The organism is Pseudoalteromonas sp. AOP31-A2-14 (assembly GCF_052378035.1).
Classification (GTDB): Bacteria; Pseudomonadota; Gammaproteobacteria; order Enterobacterales; family Alteromonadaceae; genus Pseudoalteromonas.
In genome coordinates this window covers 888717-903297 of the sequence record NZ_JBQSXI010000001.1, presented here as the reverse complement: position 1 = coordinate 903297, position 14581 = coordinate 888717, and the positions used below count along the sequence as shown (strand labels likewise).

The 14581-nt window shown below is 41.1% G+C and carries 12 protein-coding genes and 4 pseudogenes; 11 read left to right on the top strand and 5 right to left on the bottom strand.

The features are described 5' to 3' along the window. Positions 1-54: 54 nt before the first annotated feature. Together ACT3S9_RS04195 and ACT3S9_RS04190 are read left to right on the top strand one after the other, a co-directional pair. Positions 55-750, top strand: a complete 696-nt coding sequence (locus ACT3S9_RS04195) for a type 1 glutamine amidotransferase domain-containing protein (protein WP_441835126.1) — start codon at positions 55-57, stop codon at positions 748-750. Between the two features lie 82 nt (positions 751-832). Further along, entirely contained in the window at positions 833-1429 is a 597-nt protein-coding gene (locus ACT3S9_RS04190; RefSeq protein WP_444750759.1) for a rhomboid family intramembrane serine protease, read from the top strand. A gap of 63 nt (positions 1430-1492) precedes the next feature. Here the strand turns inward: ACT3S9_RS04190 and ACT3S9_RS04185 are convergent, their stop codons facing one another. Beyond that, a complete protein-coding gene (locus tag ACT3S9_RS04185) occupies positions 1493-2515 on the bottom strand; it encodes an endonuclease/exonuclease/phosphatase family protein (RefSeq protein ID WP_444751103.1) in 1023 nt (340 codons plus the stop codon). 130 nt (positions 2516-2645) lie between these two features. Further along, positions 2646-3020 (bottom strand): STAS/SEC14 domain-containing protein, encoded by a 375-nt coding sequence (locus ACT3S9_RS04180; protein ID WP_444750758.1) that lies wholly within the window; start codon positions 3018-3020, stop codon positions 2646-2648. A gap of 121 nt (positions 3021-3141) precedes the next feature. Between ACT3S9_RS04180 and yghU the strand changes: the two genes are divergently transcribed. Continuing rightward, the gene (gene yghU, locus ACT3S9_RS04175) at positions 3142-3981 is read left to right on the top strand and encodes a glutathione-dependent disulfide-bond oxidoreductase (RefSeq protein ID WP_444750757.1); all 840 of its coding nucleotides are present in this window, start codon (positions 3142-3144) and stop codon (positions 3979-3981) included. A gap of 281 nt (positions 3982-4262) precedes the next feature. Next, positions 4263-4751, top strand: a pseudogene (locus tag ACT3S9_RS04170) (deoxyribodipyrimidine photo-lyase); the annotation flags it as partial. Between the two features lie 401 nt (positions 4752-5152). Here ACT3S9_RS04170 and ACT3S9_RS04165 read toward each other — a convergent pair. After that, positions 5153-6256, bottom strand: a complete 1104-nt coding sequence (locus tag ACT3S9_RS04165; RefSeq protein ID WP_096793603.1) for an ISAs1 family transposase — start codon at positions 6254-6256, stop codon at positions 5153-5155. A gap of 78 nt (positions 6257-6334) precedes the next feature. Between ACT3S9_RS04165 and ACT3S9_RS04160 the strand changes: the two are divergent. The 6 genes and pseudogenes from ACT3S9_RS04160 to ACT3S9_RS04135 all read left to right on the top strand — a co-directional run. Then, positions 6335-6796 (top strand): annotated as a pseudogene (locus tag ACT3S9_RS04160) (FAD-binding domain-containing protein); the annotation flags it as partial. Beyond that, positions 6796-7977 (top strand): annotated as a pseudogene (locus tag ACT3S9_RS04155) (FAD-binding domain-containing protein); the annotation flags it as partial. The pseudogenes ACT3S9_RS04160 and ACT3S9_RS04155, both read left to right, overlap by 1 nt. 78 nt (positions 7978-8055) lie before the next feature. After that, the gene (locus ACT3S9_RS04150; protein WP_008466968.1) at positions 8056-9192 is read left to right on the top strand and encodes an ISAs1 family transposase; all 1137 of its coding nucleotides are present in this window, start codon (positions 8056-8058) and stop codon (positions 9190-9192) included. Positions 9193-9198: 6 nt separating this feature from the next. Beyond that, positions 9199-9513: pseudogene (locus ACT3S9_RS04145) on the top strand (FAD-binding domain-containing protein); the annotation flags it as partial. A gap of 10 nt (positions 9514-9523) precedes the next feature. Then, positions 9524-9661 carry a DUF2256 domain-containing protein gene (locus tag ACT3S9_RS04140; RefSeq protein WP_444750756.1) on the top strand — a complete coding sequence of 46 codons (138 nt, stop codon included), beginning with the start codon at positions 9524-9526 and terminating at the stop codon, positions 9659-9661. A gap of 121 nt (positions 9662-9782) precedes the next feature. Then, on the top strand, positions 9783-10211 hold the full coding sequence (locus ACT3S9_RS04135) for an OsmC family protein (protein WP_444750755.1): 429 nt from the start codon (positions 9783-9785) through the stop codon (positions 10209-10211). A 106-nt stretch (positions 10212-10317) separates the two neighbouring features. On the opposite strand, the gene ACT3S9_RS04130 is transcribed toward ACT3S9_RS04135, so the two are convergent. Then, the gene (locus tag ACT3S9_RS04130; RefSeq protein ID WP_444750754.1) at positions 10318-11805 is read right to left on the bottom strand and encodes a dipeptidase; all 1488 of its coding nucleotides are present in this window, start codon (positions 11803-11805) and stop codon (positions 10318-10320) included. Between the two features lie 182 nt (positions 11806-11987). On the opposite strand from ACT3S9_RS04130, the gene ACT3S9_RS04125 reads away from it, so the two are divergent. Beyond that, positions 11988-12170: a DUF2986 domain-containing protein gene (locus ACT3S9_RS04125; protein WP_444750753.1), complete on the top strand. Its 183-nt coding sequence runs from the start codon at positions 11988-11990 to the stop codon at positions 12168-12170. A 33-nt stretch (positions 12171-12203) separates the two neighbouring features. Here the strand turns inward: ACT3S9_RS04125 and ACT3S9_RS04120 are convergent, their stop codons facing one another. Continuing rightward, positions 12204-14378 carry a TonB-dependent receptor gene (locus tag ACT3S9_RS04120; RefSeq protein WP_444750752.1) on the bottom strand — a complete coding sequence of 725 codons (2175 nt, stop codon included), beginning with the start codon at positions 14376-14378 and terminating at the stop codon, positions 12204-12206. Positions 14379-14581 lie beyond the last annotated feature (203 nt).

Sequence of the window (14581 nt, the reverse complement as noted above, 5' to 3'; positions counted from 1 at the left end):
ATTCTATTAAAAGCCCTATAGTGTAATTAATCGTTTAGAAATTAAGGAACAGTAATGACAGCTAAAAAGATTTTAATGGTATTAACCTCTCATGATGAACTAGGTGACACAGGCCATAAAACAGGCTTTTGGGTTGAAGAGTTTGCCGCCCCTTACTATGCATTTATTGATGCTGGTGCAGATGTGACGCTTGCATCAGTAAAAGGTGGCCAACCACCAGTTGATCCAAATAGCGCAGCACCTGACGCCGCAACAAAAGCGACTGAGCGCTTTGATAACGACAAACCAGCGCAAACATTAATGGCTAACACGCAGCCGCTAAGCGAAGTTAATGCAAGCGACTTTGATGGCGTATTTTACCCTGGCGGTCATGGTCCTTTATGGGATTTAGTTGATAACTCAGATTCAATTTCATTGATTGAGGACTTTATTAAGAACAACAAGCCTGTTGGTGCAGTCTGCCACGCCAGCGCAGTGTTGATTAATGCTAAAAATAGCGATGGTACTTCAATTGTATTTGATAAAAAAGTCACCGGCTTTAGTAACTCTGAAGAAGAAGCGGTACAACTTACAAACGTTGTACCATTGCTTGTAGAAGACGTACTGATCAAACACGGCGGCCAATACCAAAAAACCGATGATTGGGGTGAACTTGCCCTTGAAGACGGTTTGCTTATAACGGGGCAAAACCCTACAAGCTCGGAACTTGCTGCACAAAAGCTACTTGCTAAACTAGGGCAATCGATTTAAATTTACATACCCAAGCCTTGTTGATTGCAGCAAGGCTTTTCAACTATGATACTCACTGCATGTATTTTAATTAAGCTGATGTATGATAACTCAAAAACATAAATTAAAACTCCCTCCCTTTGTCAGCAAACGTTTTGCTATTTTAAGCATTGTCGCGCTTTGTACCTTTTTACAACTGGTAAACACCCTACCCGGCATTAACTTAAATTCCTTAGGGATTTACCCACGAAATATATCAGGCTTGAGCGGTTTAATATTAGCGCCTTTTTTGCATGGTGGCTGGGCGCATTTGATCAGTAACTTAATTCCATTTTCTGTACTCGCCTGGCTGGTATGCCAATACAGTATAAAACGTTTTTGGGGGGTATTTATATTTACCGCTCTTGTCGGCGGCTTATTAGTGTGGTTATTTGGCCGCGCAAATATTCACGTTGGTTTAAGTGGCGTGGTATATGGCTTGTGGGGCTTTTTAATTAGTTATGGCATCATTCATCGCTCATTAAAGGCAATTGCTATAAGCATTATTGTGATTGTGTTATACAGCAGTTTAATATGGGGCGTACTACCTAAAGGGCTGTATATTTCGTTTGAAAGCCACCTATTTGGCGCAGTCGCTGGTATTTTGATTGGCTATTATTTAGCAAAACATGATAGAAAAAATGAAAGCCGCAAGATCTAAAGTTACACTATGAAAGTGGCTGAGTCTTTCGTTTCTCGGTTATAAGATTACTTGCAGTTAAGACTAACTTCTCAACTGCAATGTCACTAACACCACTGCATGATCAGTGCTTTGGTCATCTCGTTCAAATACTGAGTTGATCAAATGACGGTCGTAGGTATGGTAATCGCTAACTTCATAAAAGCTATCATGGTAGCCTGCATCAAACTCACAAGACAGCAGAATATAATCCAGCACTGAGCTACTTGCACCAAAGTAATGTGTTGGCGCACGCTTTGGGATTGCAACTTGCTGGGTGCACTCACTCTCTTGCCCTATAGCTTTATTGAGCTGGGATTTTACAAATAAGTCCCAGGCATCATTTAAGCAATACTTTGAAAGGTAGACGTTACAATCAAAGCTGGGGGCAAAACGCAGTGAATCAGTAAGTAAATGGCTGAGCACACCATCGTTTAAGTTATTATTAAAATCGCCCATTAATAACATTGGGTTTTGGCTAGCTTCGCGCCGCGCAATTATTTCAACCATCAGTAATGTTGCTTCACTACCGCGCTGTATAGTAGAGGCAAAGCCACCTGCAATATTGGCTTTTAAGTGTTCGATAATATTTTTCTCAGCAGTGGCTACCTTACTTTCTGCAAGGTCAATCATCGAGCGCTTAGATTTAAAGTGCACAACATAACAATCTGTCTCACCAATATGTGGTAGCTCTATTGTTGCTCTGAGTACCTTGCGACTAAATAAAAATTCAGCACTAAGTCCAAGCGCTTGTGCAAATTCAATATTATGTTGGACGGCCGCCACTTCAGTAATAGGAAAGCGTGAAGCAACTGCTACTACTGGGCGCTTATAAATAAAGTCATCTATAATTTCTGGCTCATCAACCACTGCAAAATGGATATAGCCCTCTTGATACAAAAGCGCTTTTAACGAATCAGCGCTAAACACTTCTTGAAAACCAATTACATCAGGCTGATATTCATTTACATAATCAACAATCCAGCGCTGCTTTTTGGCCCACTGCTGCACGCTATAAATACGCTCAAATTCATAAAAAGCATTGGGTGGCTCAAGGTAGTTAAACAGATTAAAGGTCGCTATTTTAAGCTGAGAGTTTTTTACCAAAACAGCTTCTAAATCACTTTTTGTTTGGGGTTTACTATTGCTGATAACACTCGCCTACTAAAAAGGTAAGGAAATAATTATAACTCATTTATTATCGGTGCAACCACTCTAAGGCTACTTGCCTATCTTCAAAGTATTTTAATTCACCTGTAGTGAACCAGTTTCCCACTTTAGCAGCGATTTTCTGCCATTTAGCATTACCTAACAAAGCTATTTTGCTAAAGTTATTGTTATGTTTAAGACTTAGTTTTAAATCATCCCACGCAGCTTGAGCTTGAAAACCTTGCAGCTCGCTTGCATCAACAAAAATGTTCATTATGGCATCCGGAGCTGAATTTAATGCGCCGTCAATCATAGGCGCTAGTTGCAGGTAGTCTGCATGCGTTAATTTACCAACCACTTTAAGCGTTAAATAAAAATTATGGCTGGTACGTTCAAGTCCAATTGTTAAACCATGGTTGCTCATTATCATTTCCCTTAAGTGGATTAAGCTTTAACTTTACTTCCCTTGCTGTAAATGTTCAATTAGGATGAAGAACCCGTAAGTAATTATAAAATCGATTTAAATTGCAATAAGGACAATCTCCATGAGTAACAGTGAAAACTATACCCCTCCTAAAGTTTGGCACTTTGACGCTGACAATGGCGGTGAATGGGCGAAAACCAATCGCCCTACAGCCGGCGCAACACACCAGCAGGATTTACCCAAAGGCGAACATGCATTACAGCTGTATTCACTAGCAACTCCTAATGGCCAAAAGGCCACTATTATGCTCGAAGAGCTATTAGAGCTGGGTAAAAATGATGCCGATTATGATGCGTTTTTAATTAAAATTGGTGATGGCGACCAATTTTCATCAGGCTTTGTAAATGTTAATCCGAACTCAAAAATTCCTGCATTAATGGATCACAGCACCACACCAACCACACGAGTGTTTGAATCTGGCGCTATTTTGCAATACTTAGCTGAGAAGTTTAATGCTCTTATCCCAGAAGATCACACAAGTAAAACAGAGTGCCGTAATTGGCTATTTTGGCAAATGGGTTCAGCGCCTTATTTAGGTGGCGGCTTTGGTCATTTTTACGCATATGCACCTTATAAAATGAAGTACCCTATTGATCGATTCACATTAGAAGTTAAACGCCAACTCGATGTACTTAATCGCCATTTAAGCGATCATGACTATATGGCTGGCAGCGAGTATTCAATTGCTGATATCGCAATTTGGCCCTGGTATGGCTCGTTAGTACTTGGCGATATATACGATGCGGGTGAATTTTTAGACGTTGAGTCTTATACTCATGTGCTACGCTGGGCAAAACAAATTGCACGTCGTCCAGCTGTAAAGCGTGGCCGTAGAGTTAACCGCACTTGGGGCGATGAAGACAAGCAACTAGCTGAACGTCATAGTAAAAGTGATTTTTAAGCTAACCTAATAATTTTTAAGGGCTGCACCGCAGCCCTTATTTTTTTATAGCCAAATAAAAGAATATGCAAGATCGACAGATGGCGCTAAAAACGGCTTATTTAATGCGTTTGCAAAATTATCGCTATTATATACCGACAAGGCATTTGGCTACTTTGAACACGTATAGATCACTTTACTTCAGATTGAAAAATAAAAAGTCATAGGTATTAAACGTCTTCACCGTTTGCCACGTATTGAAACACATTGAATGAATACAACGGCAATGACAAATTAATTATATGACACACTCTATATATTGGTTCACCAACGACCTGCGCCTATCAGACAATGCACTTTTAAAGCGCGCCTGTGAGCAAAGCTCATCAATCAGCTTTATTTATTGCATTGACCCTGACTGGTTTAGAGGCAACCGCTTTAACAGCCAAGCTCTGGGCGAACAGAGGTGGGCTTTTTTAGAAAAGTCGCTACATGAATTAAACAACCAACTTAATGCATTCGGTCAACATCTGGTTGTTTATTTTCAAAAACCGATGGAAGTCATTGATCATTATTACTCTCATCACAATACTCGTTTACTTTATTGCAGCGAACAAATCGGCTTAAACGAAAGGCGGACACTGGCATCAATCACTACAAAATATACCAACCTCACACTTATACAGGGTAATACGTTTACCCTGTATAGCAATCATCAATTGCCTTTTGAACTAACTGAACTGCCCTTAACATTCAGTCAATTTCGTAAGAAAATAGAATCGTCGAGCTTATTGATAAAACCCGCCGTGGAGAAACCAAGCCATTTTCCAGCGCCACTTATTGCCGCTGTACCTTGGGCTAAAACCTTGCCTAACGTAAAAGAGGTATCCCCCGAATTTAATGCTGGCGAGCTGGCAGCTAAACGCCATATTACTCAGTACTTTTCAAGTCTTGCGCCGAGTGAATACAAACTTACGCGTAATGCCCTTGATGGCATCGCTAATTCAACTAAATTCTCGCCTTGGCTTGCCAATGGAAATATATCTGTGCGCCAGATAATGCATGCGCTTGGCGAGTATGAGCAACAACATGGCGCGAATGAATCCACCTACTGGATTTACTTTGAGCTACTTTGGCGCGAATACTTCCAACTTTATAGTTTACGCAGGGCAAAATCATACTTGAGCGTTATTTATCCTAAAATAAGCTGCTCTCTTACCTCATCTGACCAAGCAGCCTGTTTCAACTTACCTTTCATACTGTCTTTTATCGCGCTTAATTTCGCTAAGTTCATCGCAAATCGTCTGAAGGTCGCCATATTCTCGGGGGCATCACCTCGACGAATACGTGAATCGTCTTCTTTAAATGTCATATCTAATACCCAGTGTGCTGAGTTTTCTATTCCCCAATGCTGGCGAATAGACTTGGCTACTTGCTCTGGGTTTATCCCTAGCGAGCTGATGTAATAACTCGTTTCCATTGTATGACTATCGCCAACATAACGCTGTCGTACTACCTCGACTATGGAGTTGAAATTGACCCAACCGTGGCGCTGCTCAAGCCAATCTGTCACCAACAGTTGAGTGTACGTGCGCTGCTCTATTCGACCATGCCCATCATTTACTGTTTCATGGCTATTTTGCTGGATGAGTGATGGCTGCTCTCGTCTGACTTTGTGATAGTAGGCTTGAATTTCTTTGTTCAATTTTCCTTGGTTATTCTTCACTTGCAGCAAATAGTCTCCGTCTTTCTTGCTGACGGCTTTCGTCACTTTCTTTAAACAATGCATCGCGTCTGCTGTGATGATATTGCCTTTAAGCTCAAGTAATTCAATAAGTGCCATCACTGTTGATACTTCATTCTTCTTACTTTTGGATTTGCATTGTGCTAGTACTAGGCCCTGTTCAACTGCATAAGCTGAAACACTGTGAATAGCTGTTTTTTTATCACCATCATAAGAATGGCGAAGTGTTTTACCGTCAAAGGCAATGACGCTTTGATTATTCGCATCTCTAAGCTCATTAACCCAAGAAACAAAACAAGCTAATAAAGCTTCAGGGGCCAGTGAGCTAATGATACGAGCAATCGTATCATCGACAGGAATACCATTTTCAAATGAACGAAACTTACGTAACCAAGTCAGTTTACTGTCACCGAATTGCTTAATATCCTTCCACCCTTCAGCACCTGAAATAATCGCAGTGACTGTAAGGAATATAACATCCAGCAATTCATGTTTTTTGTTGATGTGTGAACGAGTATCTTGAATGTCGTTGAAATGGTTGATGAATGACATGTTAATCGCCTTTGAGAAAAAGGCGATTTGATCACAGATTCGAAGTAATAATCAAGTTAAGTATGATCTTGCCCTGATAGTTTACGCTTTGGCAGTAAATTATTTGCCTTTGACGGCATAGCTTCAACTAGTCCACTGACCAGCTTTTATCCTGGGCGCTTTAAGCAATGGTGCACCGGCACCACTGCCTACCCCATTGTCAATGCGTGTATGAAACAGCTCAATCAAACGGGTTATATGTCTAATCGTGGCCGTCAAATCGTGGCTAGCTGCTTAGTCAATGAGCTCAGTGTTGACTGGCGCTTCGGCGCGGCTTACTTTGAACAACAACTGATAGATTATGATGTCGCAGCTAATTGGGGCAACTGGCAGTACCTAGCTGGAGCGGGCGCTGATCCTCGTTCTGGTAGGCATTTTAATTTAGTTAAACAAACTCACACTTATGATCCCGAGCATAGGTTTATTAAGCATTGGCGAGGTGGTGATGTGTATAGCATAGACTCAGCTGATGCTGCAGATTGGCCATTAAGCAGTTACTAATGCGCGAAAAAGTTAATATAGTCTGGTTTAAGCGAGATTTGCGTTTATCTGATCATCAGCCACTTAAGTACGCGTTTGACAGCGTACTGCCGACCCTGCTTATTTATAATTTTGAGCCCCTGCTCCTTAATGATGCTCACTATAACGAGCGTCATTGGCGTTTTGTTTATCAATCTTTAGTTGAAATGAATAAACAGCTCGCGCGATTTAATGCCCGCGTTTATCTGTTTAACAGCCCTATGGATGAGTTACTCGATTCATTAAACAACCAGTTTGAAATTGTTAGCTTATTGAGCCATCAAGAAATTGGGTTAAATAATACGTTTGAGCGCGACAAAGCAGTTAAAAAATGGTGTAAACACCACGCAATTAACTGGCTTGAGTTTCCTACAGGTGGGGTTATACGCGGGGCTAAAAACCGTAAAGGCTGGAACGAACATTGGCATCAGTTTATGCACAGCCCTATTGCTATTCCAAACTGGAAAAACGTCAATACGGTGACATTAAACGATTACCAGCTCCCCACTTTACCCGACGCCTACACCGAGCAACATCCGCACTTTCAAATAGGCGGTGCGTTGGTAGCGCAGCAAGTTATGCAAAGCTTTTTTGAAAGTAGAGGCAAAGGCTATCAAAAAGGCATTTCAAGCCCAAGTTTAAGCCAAACACATTGCTCTAGGCTCTCGCCTTATCTAGCGTGGGGTAATATAAGCCTCAGGCAAGTGTACCAAAAGGCAATTGACGCTTATAACTCAAAACATCCTGACAAGCGTGGGTGGAAGCGCCCGCTTGCAGCGTTTGTCTCGCGCTTGCATTGGCATTGCCATTTTATGCAAAAGTTTGAAAGCGAATGCTCGATGGAGTTTAAAGCGCTTAACGCAGGATATCATCAATTTCCCTACCGCAATGACGATAAGGTCGCTGACGATATAAAGCGTTGGGCCCAGGGGCAAACAGGTATTCCCATTATTGATGCCTGCATGCGCTGTTTAAAACACACCGGGTATATTAATTTCCGCATGCGCGCAATGCTAGTAAGCTTTGTAACTCATCATTTAAACATTAGTTGGCAACAGGCAAGTTTACCGCTAGCTAACTATTTTTTAGACTTTGAGCCTGGCATTCACTATCCGCAAGTTCAAATGCAAGCTTCTGTTACCGGTATCAATACAATTCGTCACGGCAAGATCATTATAAATTGAACTTATAGAGCAAGTAGTGATCAGATCAAGGCATAATAATTACTTGGTCGCATAAATATGAGCACTACTTTTCTGAAACATTTTAATTCAATTACAGATCCTCGCATTGAACGTTGTAAAAAGCATGAACTTATCGATATTCTTCTCCTTGCTATTAGCGCTGTACTCTCTGGTGCAGAAGGATGGGAAGATATTGAAGACTTTGGGCACCTAAAGCTTGATTGGTTAAAAAAATACGGCACGTTCAACGCAGGAATTCCAAAACATGACACGATTGCTCGCGTCATGTGTCGGTTAAAAGCAAATGAAATAGAAAGGGCATTTCAATCTTGGATATCATCACTGATTGAAACTACAGGTGCAGATATCATCGCTATCGATGGCAAAACCGCACGGCGTTCATTTACCACAAAAGACAGAAAAAGTGCCTTACACACGGTCAGTGCATGGAGTTGCCAACACCAGTTAGTGCTTGGGCAGACGGCTGTTGATAATAAAACAAATGAAATCACCGCAATACCAGAATTACTCACCCTGCTCGATATTGAAAACAGTATCATTACGTTAGATGCGATGGGATGCCAACAAGAAATAGCAAAACAAATCATCCAACAAAAAGCAGATTATATTCTTGCACTTAAAGGTAATCATTCAGGCATGCAAAAGGAACTAGAAGCGTGGTGGCACAAGTGCGAGCGTGAAAGGTTAACTAAGCATAATTGTGATGAACATACCGAAATAAGCTCAGGACATGGGCGTGTTGAAACACGTACATGCCAGCAGTTACTTATAGATAAAAGCTGGCTAGGCAAGGATTATCGTTGGCCTGGCTTAACGAGTATTATTAAGGTCAGGGCTGAAGTTCATGATAAGTCGGCAGGGTCGGATACCACTGAAACACGCTGGTATATAAGTTCATTAGACTTAAATGCAGCGCAAGCACTCAATGCAGTACGCAGTCACTGGCAGGTTGAAAGCATGCATTGGATGCTTGATATGAACTTCAGAGAAGATGAATCGAGAATACGCAAACTTCAAGGGCCATTAATGTTTAATGTAATGCGAAAGATAGCCATGGCGCTTTTTAAACAAGATGCATCTAAGTCAGCAAGTATGGCGAGGAAAAAGAAAATGGCAGGGCTAGACGATGATTACCGCTCAACCCTGCTAGAGTCTGGGATTAAAATGCGCTAGCCGTGTACAATTCGTCACTACAACCCAATTAAACAGTCAGAAGAAAAAGATCCAACAGGAGTGTTTATAAAAAAGTGGTGTCCTGAGCTAGAAAAACTACCTATTGAATATTTACACCAACCCTGGCGACAAACACCCATGGAAGCGCTATTTAATGACTTTAAAATAGGCGAAGATTATCCAACTCCTATTATTCATTTAAGGCAGGCCTCTATAGCTGCCAAAGATCGCTTATGGCAATACCGTGAACGCAAAGATGTACAAAAAGCGATACCTGCCATTATTAAAAGACATGTTAACGTTTCAGCCACTAAGAACTAGCAGGCTAAGCATGGCACATAAAAAGCTTACCCTCGCAAAGAAAACCTGCCCTGTTTGCAAGCGTCCTTTTGCATGGCGAAAAAAGTGGCAACGTGATTGGCCTAATGTTATTTACTGCTCACAGCGATGTCGCCAACGGGGGATATAAACCTTGGTGTTAATATTGCACAGCATTCATTACATCGGCAGTTTACGCCTATTCGTAACGCAAAATATGAAAGGCTTGCACTGCCACTGCAAACTTTACAAGTAAAACCCAAGGAGACATTATGACGATTAAAAAATCAGCATCAGCAAATTGGTCTGGGGATATAAAATCAGGCAAAGGATTAATTAGCAGCGAAAGTGGTGCATTGAATGAGCAACCTTACGGTTTTAATACTCGCTTTGAAGGAAAAACAGGTACCAATCCTGAAGAGCTTGTGGCCGCAGCGCACAGTGCATGTTACTCAATGGCGTTATCGCTTGCGCTCACTGAAGCCGACTATGTTGCCGACGACATTAAAACCACCGCTGTGGTGAGCCTTGATGAAGTAGACGATGGTTTTGAAGTAAGCCATATAGCATTAAATGTTGAGGCTAAAATTGACGGCATTTCACAATTGAAATTTGATGAGCTTTGCCTGCAAACCAAAGAGGGGTGCCCTATTTCAAAGCTCATGAATGCTGAGATATCATTAACAGCTAAGCTCAACTAATTATTTGTAATAACCAATATGCCAAGCCATTTAGGCTTGGCTTTTAGCGCATTAACCAATCTGTAAATACCTTTAATAGCACAAGATATAGACTAAATTAAAGCCATTACATATTACCTAATTTTATCATCATCGCGGTGTACATTTTAAGGTTTAACTTAAGCTGCTCAACGGTTATAAACTCATGCTCTGAATGACCTGTATATTTTTTGCCAGGCATTGAGGGGCCAAACGACACTGCATTATCAAATAATTTGGCGTTAGTACCACCACCAATAGATACAAAGCTTGCCTGCTCATCACCAGTATAATATTTAAAAATATCAAGCAATGCTTGGGCATGTGGAGCGTTATCAAGCAACATCGGCGTACCGATAACAATTTGCGTATCTTTTAGCGTCACTTGATTTGTGGTTTGCCACTGTGTAAGCGCAGTGTCTATTTGTTGCTTCAGCGTATTCTCATCTTTACCCATTGGGCGGCGCATATTGACCGATAAAGTAATTTCATTACCATCACGCTTTAATACTGTTGGCGATACCGTCATTGGTCCCATAAAGTCATGCTCATAAGCAATTGCACCAAATTTTTTGCCATATAAGTCAAGGCCAATAAGTTGGTTTATAAACTCAATAGCTTGACCATCGCTATTATTTTCAAGCTCGATACCTTTGAAGACCTCAGCTAAATGTGCAATCGCATTATATCCTGCTTCTGGCTCTGATGAATGAGCTGACGTACCTTTCACTGACACTTCAATACCTTGGCTAACCCCAGTGACAGCAACTTTGACATGCTTAAGTGCCGCAATATTAGCATTAAGGGTCTTAATATCAGCATCGGTTGCGTTATGAAGTATCACACTTGCATCCTCAGGTATTTGGCTAACAAATGCGCCCCCTTTTAAGTCGCTCACATACACGCTAGTTTGCGCTGATGTGGCGTCAAATGTAGGCGCAATTAAGCTCCAGCCTTTTTCAGCAACCACTACCGGGTATGACGCATCAATAGTGACCGCATATTTAGGCTGCTGGTAGCTTTTCATAAATTCTTCAAGCGGCCCCCAGTCGGATTCTTCAGCTAGGTAAATCATTAACTCAATACGATTATTAAGCTCAATGCCATGATCTTTAATTGCTTTCATCGCATATAACGCCGTGACAATAGCGCCTTTATCATCTTCTGTACCGCGGGCAATTAATTTGCCTGGCTCTGAAGTACTGTCAATTTCAAATGGACTTTGCTGCCATTTACTAGCATCGGCCGGTTGTACATCACCGTGCGTAACGACAGTCACTTTATCGCTTTGTTTACCCATACCAATAAGTACGGTATACCCTAAGTCTTGGTAGTCTAGACCCAGCTCTGCGGCTTTCATTTTTAATAGCGCTTTAAAGCCAATAAAATCAGGGTTAGTTGGCGTAGCAATGCCTTCTTTATTAACTGTCGGGTATGAAACTAAATTAGTTAGGGTGTGGATTTGCGCATCTTGATACGTTTCTACCGCATATTCTGCTGTGGTGTCATTGAAGCTATTATTAGCCTGAACGTTTACAGCCAATAATGCCAAACTTGCTAAAACAAACTGTTTCAAAACGAGTTCCTATTTATATTGAGAGAACAAACTTAAGCGGTAAGTTTAACGCTGATCTAAGTCAACATACTAGCATTGTACCTAACAGTGTCATTATTTTCTGAGCAGAGAAAATTAGATGGCTAATAACACTCGTTACACTGTATAATATACCACCATTTTTAACTGTATAAGTTATCATCATGAATCGCAGAAAAAAGATCATCACTAAATTTAACAACAAAGATAAACGCACTAATGCGAAGCTGCATAAAAGCAACAAGCCAGCTTACGTATCAAAAGCTGAGCGCGAAAAAATAGCCTTAGCAGCCACAGAGTCAACCGAAACAAACGACGTTGACCCTGAATCAACCCTTTTTAACTAAGGATTTTCGCTTTAATTATAAAGGCGCAATACGTTAGAATGCGAAACTCATACCCAGATTAACCGAACGTCCCTGCCCTGCTAATTGAGTAAACCCTTGGCTCTGATCCACATTAAATTGCGCGATACTCACGCCACCTAGTGGCTGTTGGTAGTATTCATCAAGTAAGTTTGTTACAGCAAGTTTAACGGTTAGCTTATCCCACGTACCTTTCGTCTGTAAGTTTAATAAGCTATAGCTATCTGTTTGATTTTCGAGACGACGGGGATCAATACGTGTTTTACTATCAACCCACTCCCAACTGAGTGAGCTCTGCCAATTACCAATTTGCTGAGCTAGTGCTAATTTACTATGTAATGGCATAATTTGATAAAGTGGTTCATTACTATCATCACGTTCACCATGAGTACTGGTAATAGCCGCCGTTAAGTCCCATATACCAGCGCTTTTACTATCGCTCACACGTACAGCAGCTTCAATTTTCCCACCGTATAAAGTAGCGTCTAAATTAGTAAACTGGAGCGTATTTCGCTGCGTAATGGGCATTTCAGTTCGGTTAGCGCTATCCACAACCGTGCCATCAATATAATCATTAACTTGGGTATACCAAACATTGGCGCTTATCTGCCAAGTATCATCTTTCGCAGATTTAGTATAACTACTACTGATTGTATGTGCGGTTTCTGCTTCTAAATCAGGGTTACCAATATAACCGTTACCATCACCAAACCAGCCAACCATGCTGGTTGACATGGTACTCACTCCCCAACTATAGCGTTCATATAAATTAGGGGCCCGATTTTTACGTGCTAAGCCAAATTCTAGCTCATCTTCATTTGTTATTTGATAGCGGACGAGTAGGCTTACATCAACTAATGTATCGCTGCGTTCTCTATCCATAGCATTAAATGCCATTGCTGCATCTTGATTTTGGTCATCCATCATCATCGATGACATGTCGTCCATATCCGACATATCACCCATTGAATCCATATTAGGCATATCGTCCATGCCGCCATCCATGGTCATATCGCTATAAGGTTGTACTTCGCCAGCATCCGTCTGCACATATTCAATTCGTGCGCCCGCTGATACCCACCACTTTTTATCTAGCTGCTTTTGTAACTCTGCAAAAGCGGTGTAGCGATCCCGTTCACCATCATTTATATTTACATAATCATTTGGTCCCATCATCATTGAATCTTCAATCGCAGGCCACCAATCATCAATGCGATAACCAAAGTATTCTTGTCCTAATAATAATGTGGTGCCTTTGTCGAGTTCTAAACGCCAGTTAAGTTGATAACTCATATCTTGCGCATCGGTATTCATCGGCATCATGCCTGTCTTTTCCGCCGTGAAAAAACCCATTTCGTGCTTTACATCGTTATAGTTAATCTGAGCTTGGAACTCACCGTTTTCGAGAGTGCGTTTATATTGGCTGATCAAACCGTAACTGGTGTTATCAGTCATATCCATATATTGGTTTGGAAACCCTTGAAATGGTATTTTTTGATGCGTTAATTTAACAACTAGTTGTTGCTTTTCATCTCTTAATGCAGCTATTAATGCATGGTTTTGGGCGCGATACAAGGTATCTAACACAAGATCCCCGTTACCATCTTCATAACTATCAACGTCTTCATATGCGCCTTGATAGCTTAAACTGAATGTATCACTGGCAACACGAGCGCCAAGCCCCATAGTTTGCGCGTTATTAATACTGCGATATTGCGCAGAAACATAACCCGAATGCCAGCTTAATGAATCACTATCACTGTACTGAGGTGCTATAGAATTAACACTGATCACCCCTGCAATATTGTCGCCACCAGCGCTGACAGGTGAAACACCTGCCACTACTTGATATGAGGTAATTTGATTTGCTGATATATAAGACAAAGGTGGGTTCATTTGGTTACCGCATGCCGCCGTAATATCGGCACCATCCACCAACACCTTGACTCTATCACCCATCATGCCATTAAGAATAGGTAAACTCGAAACGCCACCAGCCGCCGAGAAGTCAACGCCTAAGTCACTTAATAACGAATCAGCAGGACCTAATAGTTGGTGATTATTTTGCGTATGGCCTTCAACTTCAATAACTTCGATGGAGTCATCGGCTAATAATGAACTTGAAAATAATGTGCTTAATACAACAGCGATATGAGTAACTGAAAAACGTGCTAAAAAATCTGAATTCATAAACTAAAAATCAAAAGGCTCAATGATTGAGCAATTATATAATGACGAGGAGTGACTTTAAATGTGACAAATTGTCGCAGCTATAAAAGCAGCCTATGCTAATCAGTAAGATTAACCGGCGAGTAATTTTATATGAAATGTTATTATTTTTAGGTCACTTAGCGCAAAGTTCTGCATTTACTTCTACTACTATTAGAAGCATT